At 32.9% G+C, this 14755-nt stretch carries 12 protein-coding genes and 1 pseudogene; 10 read left to right on the forward strand and 3 right to left on the reverse strand.

Annotated elements, in window-relative coordinates:
* Positions 1-254: 254 nt before the first annotated feature.
* The 5 genes and pseudogenes from GHD00_RS07705 (at position 255) to GHD00_RS21425 (ending at position 2114) form a co-directional block, all read left to right on the forward strand.
* Positions 255-395, forward strand: coding sequence for a hypothetical protein (locus GHD00_RS07705; RefSeq protein ID WP_163537581.1), 141 nt, complete (start codon positions 255-257; stop codon positions 393-395).
* A gap of 260 nt (positions 396-655) precedes the next feature.
* Positions 656-1234: pseudogene (locus GHD00_RS21420) on the forward strand (L-lactate dehydrogenase); the annotation flags it as partial.
* A 107-nt stretch (positions 1235-1341) separates the two neighbouring features.
* A complete protein-coding gene (locus tag GHD00_RS07715; protein ID WP_163537582.1) occupies positions 1342-1542 on the forward strand; it encodes a hypothetical protein in 201 nt (66 codons plus the stop codon).
* Positions 1543-1714: 172 nt separating this feature from the next.
* On the forward strand, positions 1715-1852 hold the full coding sequence (locus GHD00_RS07720) for a hypothetical protein (RefSeq protein WP_163537583.1): 138 nt from the start codon (positions 1715-1717) through the stop codon (positions 1850-1852).
* A gap of 121 nt (positions 1853-1973) precedes the next feature.
* Entirely contained in the window at positions 1974-2114 is a 141-nt protein-coding gene (locus GHD00_RS21425) for a DUF2651 family protein (RefSeq protein WP_481810382.1), read from the forward strand.
* Between the two features lie 130 nt (positions 2115-2244).
* Here GHD00_RS21425 and GHD00_RS07730 read toward each other — a convergent pair whose 3' ends face one another.
* Positions 2245-2472: a hypothetical protein gene (locus tag GHD00_RS07730; protein ID WP_163537584.1), complete on the reverse strand. Its 228-nt coding sequence runs from the start codon at positions 2470-2472 to the stop codon at positions 2245-2247.
* A 464-nt stretch (positions 2473-2936) separates the two neighbouring features.
* Between GHD00_RS07730 and GHD00_RS07735 the strand changes: the two genes are divergently transcribed.
* Both GHD00_RS07735 and GHD00_RS07740 read left to right on the forward strand, forming a co-directional pair.
* On the forward strand, positions 2937-3770 hold the full coding sequence (locus GHD00_RS07735; RefSeq protein WP_163537585.1) for a dihydrodipicolinate synthase family protein: 834 nt from the start codon (positions 2937-2939) through the stop codon (positions 3768-3770).
* Between the two features lie 104 nt (positions 3771-3874).
* Positions 3875-4021 carry a hypothetical protein gene (locus GHD00_RS07740; protein WP_163537586.1) on the forward strand — a complete coding sequence of 49 codons (147 nt, stop codon included), beginning with the start codon at positions 3875-3877 and terminating at the stop codon, positions 4019-4021.
* 55 nt (positions 4022-4076) lie between these two features.
* On the opposite strand, the gene GHD00_RS21055 is transcribed toward GHD00_RS07740, so the two are convergent.
* On the reverse strand, positions 4077-4334 hold the full coding sequence (locus GHD00_RS21055) for a site-specific integrase (RefSeq protein WP_240468641.1): 258 nt from the start codon (positions 4332-4334) through the stop codon (positions 4077-4079).
* A gap of 93 nt (positions 4335-4427) precedes the next feature.
* The gene (locus tag GHD00_RS21060) at positions 4428-5027 is read right to left on the reverse strand and encodes a site-specific integrase (RefSeq protein ID WP_240468642.1); all 600 of its coding nucleotides are present in this window, start codon (positions 5025-5027) and stop codon (positions 4428-4430) included.
* Between the two features lie 1100 nt (positions 5028-6127).
* Between GHD00_RS21060 and GHD00_RS07750 the strand changes: the two genes are divergently transcribed.
* The 3 genes from GHD00_RS07750 to GHD00_RS07760 all read left to right on the forward strand — a co-directional run bounded on the left by GHD00_RS07750 (position 6128) and on the right by GHD00_RS07760 (position 14621).
* Positions 6128-7213: an SAVED domain-containing protein gene (locus GHD00_RS07750; RefSeq protein WP_163537587.1), complete on the forward strand. Its 1086-nt coding sequence runs from the start codon at positions 6128-6130 to the stop codon at positions 7211-7213.
* Positions 7214-8569: a nucleotide-binding domain-containing protein gene (locus GHD00_RS07755; protein WP_163537588.1), complete on the forward strand. Its 1356-nt coding sequence runs from the start codon at positions 7214-7216 to the stop codon at positions 8567-8569.
* Positions 8570-9809: 1240 nt separating this feature from the next.
* Entirely contained in the window at positions 9810-14621 is a 4812-nt protein-coding gene (locus GHD00_RS07760; protein WP_163537589.1) for an AAA domain-containing protein, read from the forward strand.
* The last annotated feature ends 134 nt before the right edge of the window (positions 14622-14755 follow it).

Genomic DNA, 14755 nt, shown 5'->3' on the forward strand with positions numbered 1-14755 from the left:
TATGGCTGACGAACCAAAGGTTGATGACAAAAATGTTTGGGAAATGTTACAGATAATTAGTGGAATTGATATTTTAGATTCACCCAAAACCTATCTACATAACGAAGAAGATATAAAGGAATGGATTGAAAAAGCAAAAGATTTGTTGTGAAGCTAACGGGTGCTTATCTGGATTTAGCCCTTATTGTGTTAATGAAGCAAATAATGAAGGATGCGATTTAAGAATAATTTATAACTACGAGGAGGTACATCACATGAACTATCTATTACTTATTGTTGCTTTTTTTGTTTTGTTATTCTCCTTGAGAAGAATTTCTATGATTAAATATCATAAAAAGCCTTCTGCTTTAAAAGAGGCTAAACAAAATGCATTTCGATGTTATGGGGAATTTTAGTAATTTCAGCAATTATATTTATCCCTTATCAAGTTTGGGTATTAACTGGAAGGTCTCATTACTTTGATGCAGTATATATTATCGGCGGAACAGCTCTTTTAATAATAGCTCTAAGTTTTCTTTATTATTATAAAAGTGCTGTAAAATTTAACTAATGGGTGCAATAGCTGAACAAGGGGCTGTCGAATGCGGCAGCTCCTATTGCGTTAAAGAGCAGTTATGCTTACAAATGTGCAGCACAACCTAATAAAAAAGTAGAAATAGATGTTTTAACTTATGCAACGTGGAATTTTCCCGGCCTACCAAACAATAAAGTTATAGGTTCAGGGACGATTTTGGATAGTGCGCGATTGCGTTATATGTTAGGGGATTATTTTAATGTAGATACAAGAAATGTACATGCGTATATATTAGGAGAACATGGCGATTCTGAATTTCCTTGCTTGTGTAGGAGCTCAATCCATTTATCAGTTCTCTGAAAGTGTGACAAATAACCGCGATAAGTTTGAGGAAGATTTACAAAATATATTTGAAAATGTAAGAGATGCTGCGTATCACATCATCAATAGAAAAGGTGCCACATATTACGAAATTGCCATGGGGGTAGTTCGTTTAACCGAAGCGATTCTAAATAATGAATCCTCCATATTAACCGTTTCTTGTTTGATAAAAGGTCACTACGGTACAGAGGATGTCTATATTGGTGTTCCAGCAATCCTCGATAGAGAAGGTGTTAGTGATATCATAGATCTTGATTTGAACGAAAAAGTAAAAAACAATTTTTAAATTCAGCCAATATTTTAAAAGAGAATGTGAAAGTCGTTAACAAGTCACTCTAGTAATTTGAGTATATAAAAAGCGCTGAAGAGTAGGTTTCTGGTAAATTAAGAAACAGTAAAATCTCCAGGGCATATACTGAATTATAAAATTACCTGGGGGAATTGTTGTGATCGATCCTATTCAGATTATCTTATTACTGCTTTACCTACTGTTGATCATCATTTTACAAAAACCGCTTTTTAACGACCATCATTCAAATTCAAATCAGAATCCAATTACGATTGTCGGAAACATAGGACCAACAAGCTATGAGGACGGGACATTAAATATCCAGTATATCGGATATCCTTTTATTCCGTTTCAATGAGGAATCCTTAGAGCTGACTTATTGTCAAATGAGTAAAAAAACTAAAAATGTATATATAAAAAATGGTTTCAGCTGAAAAGGCTAATAACATAGATGAAGAAGAAAGATGCGATCATTAGTGTAAAAGCTCAGATACCTTCTACCACATCAATACACATGGAAGGAGCTAATAATGGATAAACAAAGACGAGCTTTAACAGAAAAGAATGCGGCCCCGACAGCCTTGATGAAGAAGATTCCTATAGAAAAGATGCAACAAATAAGAGATTCGAAAAGGCGAATCTTCAAAAGTCACGAGACTCGTTTATAACGAGTATAATGCAAGTGAACCGGAATAAAGGGTATGAATATGAGAAAAAAGTGGGTGTCCCAAGCGCAGATATTGGGACACCCACTTTTACTTATAGTCTAGTAATTTTATTTTTAGAAAAATTTATATCATACCGTTCTTAGTCTTTATTGTTTCTGTGATTACGACATATACAATATTTAATCCAACGTTTTGGGTTTGGGTAGTTATCTATACATTGGGACGAACAATCATTTCATTAATGTCTGCATCCATTAAATAACTTGTATCGTTGGGTGAATTAAGATTTCGCTTATTGTAACAGTTTCAGATGTACTAATCACATCAGCTTCTACATCTGCGGGTATAGCTTGATTTCAAGGAAAAACTTTCTTCTGTGTCCATAAGCTTCTTTACCCATTCTCGGTTGGGTGCCCTATACTTATTATTTCATCTTCTAAGATAGTTAAAAGTGTACCTTTAGGAACATCTTCAAAGCCTGTTGTAACAACTCTCATTAAATCATCATCATCAACTACAGTGACAAGCGTACCTTCTATTGTATGACCACTTCGCAAAAGGACTACGATTTGGTCCTCAACTTCGATGCCACTATTTTCTAATATTTCATTTATATCCATATTATATCTCTCCTTTTGTGTTATGTAGTAACAATTTATGCAACTACAAACAAAATGTTTGAACAAATAAATCATGTTAAATATGGATTTTTCTTTAAAAACAACTAAGCCGATGGGGGCTGACCCACTTTCAGTAGATATATAATCAATCCGTCGGAATGTTTATGATGGGTCATATATTGATAAAGAATGCTTGAGTAGAGTTGTAACTGAATATTGTGAGGGTTGTAGGTTGTCGTTCTTCTTTCCATTGAAAAAAAGGAGATGAACGTAACTTAGTTGTTCAAAAAGCGAAAGGTAGTCCTAGTCTATCAGTAGAGAGCTAGATTTTAAAAAGGCAATCAATGATTGTCTTTTCTTTTTTGAATAAAAAATTGGAATATTATGTTATTATTGAATGGGGAGATATTGAGCTAACTGGCAGTTTAGTTTAAGTAGATAAAAAGGATAAAGGGGATAACATAATGCTAACAGAAAAAGTTCATATTGCTGTGCCAACAGCTTTTTTTGAAGATGAATCTTTAAATATTCAAGGAACCATAAGCCATATAAGAGACCTGTATAAACAAGGAGTAAAATCTGTTCTTGTCTCTGGAACTACAGGAGAACAGCATAGTCTAAAGCTCCAAGAGAAAATTGAAATAATAAACGGTTTAGAATTGGAAGAAGAACTCATTAGTAATATGGAAATTATATTTGGGGTGGCTTCAGTTAGACAGAAAGAAGCAGAGGAATTAGCTGAAAAGATTCGTCACACAAAAATATCAGGTATCATGCTTGGGTATCCACCGTATGTTATACCGACACAAGAAGAAGCATTCGTTTATACAAAAAAGATTATGGATATTAGTAATAAATCTACAATTTTATATAACAATCCAAAAAGAACTGGATTTGATTTATCAGAGAAGAGTATTATTCAATTAAGTAAGATAGACTTAGTGGTTGGAATAAAAGATGCTGGGAACAAAGAAAAAGTTGAACGAATAAAAAACAGTATGTATAGAAATGATTTTTATTTTTATGCTGGTGGAGAAGTAGGTTTAGAAGAAAAAGTATTACATGGATATGATCGCCTTTCTTCCATTGCTGGGAATGTTTCACCGACAGAAATTAGTCAATGGTTTCAAAAAATTCTTATGAAGCAAGAAGTAAGTAAACAAGAAAGCGAAAAAATAGAAAATATTATGGAAAAAGTTTATCAAGGAAATGCTATTGGGAATCTGAAAAAAATCATTAATCATAAGGGTATTCTAATTGGGACTTGCAGGAGCCCAATAGGTAATATTTTAGACTGATTATTAAAATGTTTATCTAATCATGTAATATTTTTGTGAATTGCTGCACTTAAAGTAACAGGTAGCATTCTTCAAGAAGGAGTATCCTTTTCATAAGGAGGGTGGTGAGTGAGAAACAAAAATTTAAGAACGAAAATCAGCAACTAGCTATCGATCAAGCGAAGATTACGATGCAGGATTTTGTGGCACTCATGAAAACCAATCCGCAGCTAGCACAAAAACTTGCAGCAATGAATATGGTTGAGATGTAGTAGAGTAGTAGAACAGACAGAAAGCTACCAAGTATCGGTAGCTTTCTGATTTTTCCTAATCCAATCGAAACGAATCAATAGCACGCTTTTTCGATTCAAAGTCAATATGGGTATATACCTGTGTGGTTGCTAATGATTCATGCCTTAACAACTCCTGCAGGGTTTTCAAATCGACTTTTTCTTTCGGTAAATACGCAATATTTCCTTGTTTATCATTGGTCTCCGTTTTTACTTGCTGCAAGAATAACGTGGCAAAAGTATGCCTTAAATGATGTAACGTAAACCGAGCAGGAGGGAGGCCGGCTTTTTTCAAGACCTCTTTAAAGATATAATGAACGCCTTTTGAATTGAGCTTTTTTCCATGCTAATTTAAGAACACGGGCTCCGATGGATAGGTTTGATATTCTCACAAAGAAGCTTTATAACGCTTCAAAACAGGAACAACAACCGAATGGAGGGGGAGGAGGCGCTCCTTTTTTCCTTTCCCATAAATACGAATGGTTTCGTTATAGAAGTCAAGTTGTTCCCAAGTAAGATCGATGATTTCTTGCCGTCTCATCCCAGTGGTGGCAAGCAACTTAAACATGGATTCACTCCGAAGTGAAAGGGGGTGTTCAGTTTGCTCCAGGGAAGTAAACAGCTGTTTTAATTCTTCCATATTCATGTAGACAGGGAGCTTCGTCTCCGATTTTGGTGCTTTGACTCCGGCCATAAAGTTCGTGTCGATCATACGTTCCTTTAAACAGTAGTTACAAAAGGACTTTAAGCTGGAAATGCGCCGCTGCATGGTTCGCGGTTTCATTTTGCCACCGGCCATCTGATCCTGGATAAATCGTCTCACGACGGATCGGTTGAGATCCTGTAAATCGTTAGAACGCTTGTGACGTTCTAAAAATTGATGAAATACGGTGAGATCATATTCATAACTACGAAGTGTATGATCTGAATAATTTTGTTCAATTTTCAAATACAAGAGAAATTCATCCATTGCTTGCTGAAAATGCATGGGTAACGACCTCCAGAGTTTTTTGTTATTTGGACGCACCAAGCAATTAAATCCCGACCCATGAAGTTATCGTGACGACAACGGAAGTTATCCGGACGGCCCAATTAATTATCGTCAAGTGGGGAAGCAACAACTTCCTTATAATAATTATTACAGGAAGTAGGCAAATAAGTTATTGTTCTGTTCACGTTTTATCTAGTTAACATAATATATAGTGAAGGGCGTAAATTGAAGATTAGAGGAAGTTGACATAATTTATCGTTCAAATTTTGATAAGAAGTAGAAAAGTTGATAATTATCGTTCAATCTTTTAATGTAATTCTAGCACATATGTTCTTACATGTCTAATACAATTCTTATATTTTTTAAAGCTAATAAATTCTGTCATGAAACAGTAGTTAATGAATTAGCTGACCTCCATATTCATAAATATAAAACCCGCTCCTGGTTTTAGTAGAAAAATTCGGTAGAATGGATATTGTATAAAAGTTTAGATGGGGCCCATCTAAGGAATATATTTACATAATGAAAGTACAATTCAATTGAAAAAACAAGATAAGCTCGTGATATTCTAGATGATTAATTGAGTAATAATAGTTAAAAACTATCAGTAGACCATATTAGTAAAGTGGTCTTTTTTAAATGTTATACAGTATTCTAGCCAGAATGCGCGATTGTGGAGAAACTCTTATATTACGTAGTAGACCTATACTACGTAACAAAGATCTTCATTTATAGAAGACTTTGCAATAAAATATGAATAAACAACATTTACATGGAGATCCGTAAGCTTTGGCGAATTTTTTTCTTTTATGATTGAATCATTTTTATTTTAAAAAGTAAAGTATCCATTTCTTTATTGGTGAATAGTTCAACACATTGCCCATTTAATTAAGTACATTAATACATACTATGGTTGCTCCTATTCAATATCACATTTTGGTGAGTTTTGCGAGAGTTTATGCAAGTGTTTAAAAGTTTGATACAATCTTAATACTCGTAAACTAGAATCTTGCAAAATATGTTTACGATTGATTATCTTAATATGGTAAAATATTACCATTGAATATTGTAGTAATAATAGATTAGGAGGAAAAATATTGCAGTTTAAGCGTTTTATAAAGTACAAAGCTTACCCTTATGTAAAAATTTATTTGAAGAATAAAGCTTATAATAAAACTCCATTAGTGATCCTTGGTGTTGGTGTCTCTATTATTCCCGGGTTTGACTGGTTTCCTTATTTAGCTCACTTCTTATTTCCTGAAATTGAGAACACCGGTACTTATATCAATATTATATCCATTTTAGTCTCCTTAGCTCTTATATTGTTCTCCTTATATTGGATAAATAGGCAAATGACCCAGCGTGAGAAAGGCCTTGGCTTTCAATCCAAAGTTATACTAAAACAATTCTCTATTGATTCTTCTGAGAAAAACAAAACTTCACTAAACCCTAAAGATGTATCTTATGTAATTTTAGATCAGAGACCTAAATTGTCAGAATCTAAGTTAACTTGGATCAAAAACAACCTTGTTAAACAAAAGGAAGCAATTGGAGATTATTTATATGTAGTCGAAAGATGGGACCAACCAAAATCACAATATGAAGGATTGGCACATATACCTTTCGTATTCTTATTAGGTTATCAGGTTTCTGATAAAAGAAATTTTATTTTCTCGGAATGGGATGAACATAAACTCAAGTGGAATGAATTACCCGAAAATGGTGACTATGCCAAGTTACAATTAGTGAGAGATTTAAACTCTGATAAGTATGAGGCCACTGATGTTAATATATTGATATCCCTTACAGCAGAAATCAAAAAAAGTCAATTAAAGGGCAGTACTACTGAACACAACGATATCTACCATTTAAAACTTGTAAAATGTAAAAGACATGCAATTAAGTGTTCAACCCAGTTAAGTGAGTATAAGGAACAATTTCGATCGCTATTAGATGAACTTTATGAACTTTATCCAAAATTAACAAGAGTAAATGTCTTTATTTCTGCTCAAACCTCCCTAGTTTTTAATATCGGAAGTTCATTAACAAGGAATGATAAAGTAGTATTCATTTACAACTTTGAGAGTAAAAACCCTATTAATTATCCGTGGTCATTAAAGGTTCATAAAGAGACAGAAGTAAGTAAGCTTAGTTCTTATATTGAACACCAAGGGGGAGTATAAATGTTAAATCTACACAATGAAATGAAAGACTTTCATGATTACGAGGTCAAGTTATCTGAAGATGAAGCAAATAAATTAAGAGACTTAAAAGGTACAAATATCAAGAATCTCAAAAGTGGATTAAGTGCAATTAATGACGAAAAAAAGAAAAATTACGCATTAGTGGATGATGTAGTCCAAGGAAGTATGGCTATGCACACAGTTACTCAAAATGATGAGAATGACTATGATATCGATGTTGCGGTAATATTTGATAAAGATAACATCCCCTCTTCAGCATTGGATTGTAGGAAGTTAGTGGAAGATGCATTAAGGAGGAAGTGTACAAATTTTGTTGTACCTCCAACTACCGGAAAGAATGCCGTAAGAGTACAATATCAAGCTGGCTATCATATTGACTTTGCTGTGTACAGAAAATACAAAGAAAATGAAGAAGATGAAGAATTTGTTTTTGAGCATGCAGGACCTTCTTGGAACTCCAGACACCCCAAAGAGATTAGAGATTATTTTAATCAACAAATTAGAGAGGATAGTCCTAAAGAAGATGATGAAGGAGTTGTTGTAAAGAAAAATCAAATGAGAAGAATTATACGACTGCTAAAAATGTTTTGTCGCTCTCGAAGTAATTGGAGTTTACCAGGAGGAATAATATTAACCACGTTAGTAGATGAATGCTATGTTCCCAATTCTAAAAGGGATGACAAATCTTACTATGATACGTTAGTCGCTATAAAAAATCGAATAATGTTGTCCAACAATGTTAACAATCCAACTGATCCTTCTCTTTCCCTGACACCAAAAGAAAACCACAAAAAGAAAGTAACAAGATTAAAAAATTATATAGAAGAGAAACTCATTCACTTAGACGTTTTGTTTGAAAGTGATTGTACAATCGAAAAAGGTAAAAAAGCATGGAAAAAATTTTTAAAACATGATTACTGGACACCTGAAGAGATTTCTAAATCTGCTACAAATGAAATGTTTACCGAAAGAACACAATATCCAGAAACTTATCGTTTAGAAGTAAGATATGTATTATATAATAATAGTAAGACAAGCAGAATCAACTATATAACTAACCGAAGAAAAGAAAGACTGAATCCCAAACACTGTAATTTGCATTTTGAAGCTATTCATAATGTCCCTGTACCTTATGAAATATTATGGGAAGTAAACAACAACGGTGATGAGGCACAAGACAAAAATGACATATCACATTCAACAAAATATCAAAGTTATGAGGGGAACTACCACTGGGAAGGAACTAGCTATAAAGGAACTCATTCAATGACTGTAAAAATATTGAGAAGTAATAATGTTGTAGCTAAAAGAGAAGTTAAAATCAACATCGTGTAATGAAGAAAATGATAGATGTATTATATAGTCAATGTAAATAGCTGCACAGTACAATGAAACTGTGTGATAGATAGACAGTTTTGTATTTAATTTAAGACGATTACATTAAGTAATCGTCTTATTTAGCATTAAAAAGCCAGAAAATCCATAAACAATATTTAACAGAAAATATTATGTTAAGGGAGGAGTAACATACTTTAGACTTAATTAAATATTATAGAGATCTTATATGTTTTAGGAGGTACCCCCAACTCAGGCTTTTAAAAGGCCTTTAATAGTAATCAAAATCCCCTGGTAAACTCAAACAAAATTGGAAAGAAGGGAGAGATAAAAATGACTATTTGGCTTAATGCCGATAAGCCTACGAAGCTACACATTCGCAATGTAGATTTACTAAAAGTCTAAAAGAAACAGCATTAAAAGGAGTAGGAAAAGAAAAACAAGATGGAGGCTGGTTTCAGTTTAGTAGTCGTGAAGAAGCTCGGGAATTTCTTAACTATCAATATCCAAATTTTACTCTTAAAAGCATTGTTAAAAGTGGAATAAAACTACAATACAAATAACTACACCAGCTATGCTTATACTGCAAGATGTAATGATTGGGTGATTAAATTATGTGCCTTTTAAATAACGCTGTTCCTATCTTGTGTACTTAAAAATTTAAACAGTCTACTTTACTTTGATGTTTTTTTCACAAGCATTCAATTCTATACTAAAGCACAGTTTTAATGTACATAATAGCTACCAGGTCTCTAGAAACCCGCTCCTTTTTGACAATTAACTGGTTCAATTGAGACTTAGAATAGCGAGTCTTTCAGATGGGAAATTAGCAAGCTAATTCTGACTTCCTTTTAGTTGTTGTTATACCAGCTATAACATGCTATTCAGCCCCTTTCACTATCGACATACGTACACGATTTTATGTGTTAATTTCTATACTAAATCAGCAAAAATATTGATATTGCAACAAATATAGCAGTACGAATTGTACTGCTATATCATATGTTATTTTATTTTTTCTCCCCACGCACAACCAGTTAATTTGACAATAGGAGCGGGTTTTTTAAATTGGATTACTTGCTTTATAAATGACAAAAGAATAAAAGTAAGCACATTTTCAAAATCAGGCAGTAGAACTTAAACTAACTTCCCATAATATTAGGATTATTGAGTACATACTCTTTAAAATGAAGATTAATAAATGTAAAATAATGTATAGATAACAAGAGAGGTGTTCGATTTGGAAACAAACTTTGCTATTGAAAAGGCCAAAAACTTTTTTGAGTATTTACTCGAATTAAATAATCTGGTTGGAAAAGTAACTAGAGATTATAGAGAATTCGAAAAGAATTGGCATATTGAAGAGTTTGCTGATTTAAACGGTTGTTATTTATACGAAGATTGCCATAATGAAGAAAGTATTTTTGAAATACATAGGCCAAATATAACTGAAAAGGATAAACAACCTCCAAGACCACCTGATTTGATTAAAGAGTGGATTGATTTTAATTTCTTGAATGAAAACTCTAAGCCATCTTTTATTAAAGAAAAGTTATTCATAAATGATGAAGACGAAGTAACAGAATATTTTTTAGATAGTGAAGAGCGAAAATCAAATTATACAGGGTGGATCTCTGAATGGAGCAAATGGTCTGAGTTTTTAAAGGAAAAAAAACAAGTACTAAAAATATATGAAGAATTCTTTGAACTAATTTCTAGATTAGAAAAGGAAGGGGAGTCACTAGAATTTATTTTAGGAAGTGGACTTTTGTGTTGGCAACATCCAGATGCAAAGGTAGGATCAATACGATCACCACTTTTAACCTCTAAATTGGAACTTGATCTAAATGCCGAAAAAGGGGTTATTTCAGCTAGGCTAGTGGATAAAACAATAAAGATCGAACGGGAAATATTCACAGGAGTTCACTTACCAAATATAAATCAATTTTATAAGCTCTTTAGAAATCTTGATTCTAGGGATATTAATGAAGATCTAACTGATTTCTATACTCAATTTATTCATTTACTTGATGCAAACGGGAAGTTCGTAGATGAACCAAAAACAATTAAAACAAATGAGGATCCTATAATATATAATTTTTCTTTGTTCTCATTAAGAAGTAAAAATGTAAGAGTGCTAAGAGAAGATCTACAGCAAATTATTTCTGGTATTTCAGACGGTTACTTAGAACTGACGGATACCGTATCTGCGATAGTCGGAGATGAAATCAAATCTAAACAAAGAGACGAAAATAAATTAAGTGAGAATAAAACCGTTGTAGCGGATAACAGTTTGTATTTTCCTTTGGAATCAAATGAACAACAAAAAGAGATTATTAACAGAATCGAACGTCATCATGGAGTTACTGTTCAAGGACCACCTGGAACTGGTAAGACACATACAATAGCAAATTTAGTGTCTCATTTTTTATCAGAAGGTAAAAAAGTTTTGATTACAAGTCAAAAAGAAAGCCCTTTAAAAGTCTTAAAAAATAAAATCCCAAAAGAAATCAGAGATTTATGTGTTCCTGTTTTGGGTGGAGGCAGAGAATCTCTTCAAGAGATAGAACAATCTATTCGTTCGATAGGGGAAAAATTAGGCGAGCTAGATGTTCAAAATCTACAAGTTGAAATTCAACGGAATAAAGAATACCTAGATAAAAGTAAACGAACAGAAGCACAGTTGAAAAATCAACTTAAAGATTATGCAGAAAAAGAGGGTGATGAACTTCATTATAAAGGAGAAAAACTATATAAATATGATGTTGCAAAACGTTTAGCAGAATCGAAAATTGATTATTCTTGGTTACATGATGATATTGATATGAAAGAGAATTTCCCATTAAATGAAACTGAGTTCAAAGAACTCTGGAAAATTAGGGGAGAATTAAGAGTAGAATACTTACCTCTAAAAGATCAAATGCTGCCTGACGTAGATACTCATATAAAAAATAAAGTGTCATTCAGTTCGTTCATAGAAAATGGTAATGATTTACTACAGTTTAATAAGATTGGTCAGGAAGTGTTTTTAAAATACGACCTTCCAAAAGATGAGAACTTTCTAAAATCCCTTTTAGCTGACATTAGGGGAATTTTAGGTATGGCTGCAATCTTAAATAACAAGAGCTATGATGCAATTATTGAAGACTGTAAAGCTGGAGGAATTCGTGAAGAACGGTGGCGGAATTTATTAAATGATATGGAGTCTTCAAAGCAAAAACTATTTGGACTTTATAATAACCTTGTTACACACAAGATTAGTTTACCTGATAAATACTTTTCATTAGTAAAAGAAGATTTAAAAATTGCAAAAGAAAGGTTAGATAGTGGTAAAAAACCTAATCTAGTCTTTAACCTCTTTAAAGGAAAGCAAGCTAAGTATCTATTTGAGGATCCTGTCTTAAATGACAAGCCATTAAAAAGCTCTGAAGATGTAATCCCAATAAACGAATATATTGAGTATGAAGAATTAAAGAATGAAACAGCTCGTGTATTCAATGGAAACATGGACGAAATCGGACACTCGATTATTGAAGAAACAGAGAAAAGGTTTCCTCATCTTTTGGAAGAACGATTATATGAACTTAAACTAATAACAAAAGCTGTAGATGCTATCGATGCATTAACTGAGAAGTTAAAACCATATAAATTTAATAATGTTGATTATTACTCAACAGACGTGAATAAACAATTAATAGTTGAAGTTGAAAATGCCATCAAACACCTAGAGTTTGAAAATTGGAATGAGAACTTTGTGAATGAACTTCAATACCTAAAAGAGTTGAATTCAAAAGAAAATGTGCATCCAATTCTCCAAGATTTAATCTATGCTTATGAAAAGAAAGATACATCAGAATGGGGAAAATTGTTAAATCATCTTCAAAACTTACATCAAGCAAAAGAGGTTGTATATAGATTTTATGAATTACTTGAAAAAATAGCAAAATTGCTACCTTTCACTAGTAAATCTATAGAAATGATAGTTGGAGAACAGGTGGATTTACCTGAACAACATGAGGATGCTTTTGAATTAAGAAAACTACAAACTTGGTTAGATGAAACGAAAGATATGAACATTACTCTTTTAAAGAAACAAATTGAAGAAGAGCACAAAAAGCAAAAAAGGCTAATTCGTGAAATTGTTAGTGCATCTACTTGGAAGAACCAAGTGGAGAGAATTACTAATGAGGAGAAAAGGGCTTTATCCGCTTGGAAAACGTATATAAAACGTTTTGGTAAAGGTGGAGGGAAATATGCTCATGTTCATCTTCAGGGTGCAAGAGAAGAAATGAAAACAGCTCAAAGCGCTATTCCTGTTTGGATCATGCCTGTAAATCAAGTTTTAGAGAATTTCCCAGTAGCAAATGAAAAGTTTGATGTCATTATCTTTGACGAAAGCAGTCAATGTGATTTATTCTCTATTAATGTTTTATTACGTGGAAAGAAGACAATTGTAGTAGGGGATGACGAACAAATTAGCCCTCAAGCAATTGGAACAAATCTTGAAGATGTATATGAGTTGGTACGTCGTCATTTAAAAGGCATTCCAAATGCCAACTTGTTTGATGGGAATATCTCATTATATGAAATTGCAGAACAGACATTCCCAAAAGAAGGAAAGCTAATGTTGAGAGAACATTTCAGATGCGTACCCGAAATTATTCAATTTTCCAATGACCTTAGTTATGGTGGTGAAATGATACCACTACGGCTACCATTAGAAGAAGAGAAAATAGATCCGCCAGTAACTGCAATCAAGGTCCAAGATGGATACAATGATGAAAAGGATAAAGATTTAAATGTTGCTGAAGTTGATTCAATTGTATCAGACATGGTTGAGATGGTAGATAATCCAAAGTACGCAGATCAAACATTTGGGGTTATAACTTTACAAGGGCAAAAGCAGCATAAACTTCTTGAAACAAAGATAAGAGAAAAAATAGGAGACAAGGAATTTGTAAACAGAAAAGTAATTTGTGGGAATCCTTATACTCTCCAAGGTGACGAAAGAGATATCATCTTTCTCTCGATGGTAGTTGCGCCAAATCGTAATTTCAGAGCTTTAACTAAGCCGTCAGAAAAACAAAGATTTAATGTTGCAGCAAGTCGTGCTAAAAATCAAATGAGGCTTTATCATTCAGTCGACTTAGAAGAGTTAAGTTCATCTGATTTACGTTATCGTTTATTAAGTTACTGCAAAAATCCAACTAGAATTAATGAAGAAATTGAAAACTTAGAGGAGAAATGTGATTCTCCTTTTGAAATTGATGTTCTTCGCATGATTCTCGCTAGAGGTTATCGTGTAACACCACAAGTTGAAGTTGGTCGATATAGAATTGACCTTGTAATAGAGGGGTTACGTGACAGATTAGCTGTTGAATGCGATGGTGAAAAATGGCATGGACCTGAAAAGTTTGAAGAAGATATGCAATGTCAGGAGTCATTAGAAAGAGCAGGCTGGAAATTCTGGAGAATTAGAGGAAGAGAGTTTTATTTTGACCGGATAAAGGCGATGGAAAGTCTTTGGAAAGAGCTTACTAACATGGGAATAGACCCTGTATATTCAACTTCAACATTAAAAAACAATAACAATACTCAGAGACAGACATCAACTTTAAAAGTGGCCAAAATGCAAGAGGATAAAAGAAAACAGTCGTCACTATTAAGTAAAGATAATGATGCTAATATAGAGAAAGATAACAAGTGTAGAACAAATGTTGGGGTTCAATCGGAGTTATTTGATTCATCTATGGAAGAATTCCACCAACAAATTAATTTATTTGAAGATATTATTGATGTAGAAAATGAAAGTTCACACCAAACAACAGATAATAATTCTAATGATGATTCCCTTTATAATTTTTTGGTAAATAAAGGTTTATACGTAATTGATCAAAGGGAAAAAGGAGGAAGTCTTTGGGTTATTGGTGGAAGTGAACTGAAACCATTAATGAGTGAACTCGCACGAAAGAATATTCAATTTACCTTTGCACAAAGTGGAAGTCGATCTACTAAACGAAAACCTGGTTGGTATTCAAAATATAGAGGATAAATATATCCCCTTGAGAGCAAGTATATTTTTTATACAAAATCTTGAGGGGATAATTTCATTGTATAATTATTAGAAGTTTTATTTATTAAATGAATTACTGAAACAATGGATTTAATAAAAAATAACCATTGGCA

The organism is Gracilibacillus sp. YIM 98692 (assembly GCF_010993965.1).
Taxonomy (GTDB): Bacteria; Bacillota; Bacilli; order Bacillales; family Amphibacillaceae; genus Gracilibacillus.

Coding starts and splice junctions, on each gene's coding strand:
- GHD00_RS21060 (WP_240468642.1), bottom strand. CDS start 5,027: ATGCATTTTCAGCAAGCAATGGATGAATTTCTCTTGTATTTGAAAATT.
- GHD00_RS07735 (WP_163537585.1), top strand. CDS start 2,937: ATGCTAACAGAAAAAGTTCATATTGCTGTGCCAACAGCTTTTTTTGAA.
- GHD00_RS07755 (WP_163537588.1), top strand. CDS start 7,214: ATGTTAAATCTACACAATGAAATGAAAGACTTTCATGATTACGAGGTC.
- GHD00_RS07705 (WP_163537581.1), top strand. CDS start 255: ATGAACTATCTATTACTTATTGTTGCTTTTTTTGTTTTGTTATTCTCC.
- GHD00_RS07730 (WP_163537584.1), bottom strand. CDS start 2,472: ATGGATATAAATGAAATATTAGAAAATAGTGGCATCGAAGTTGAGGAC.
- GHD00_RS07720 (WP_163537583.1), top strand. CDS start 1,715: ATGGATAAACAAAGACGAGCTTTAACAGAAAAGAATGCGGCCCCGACA.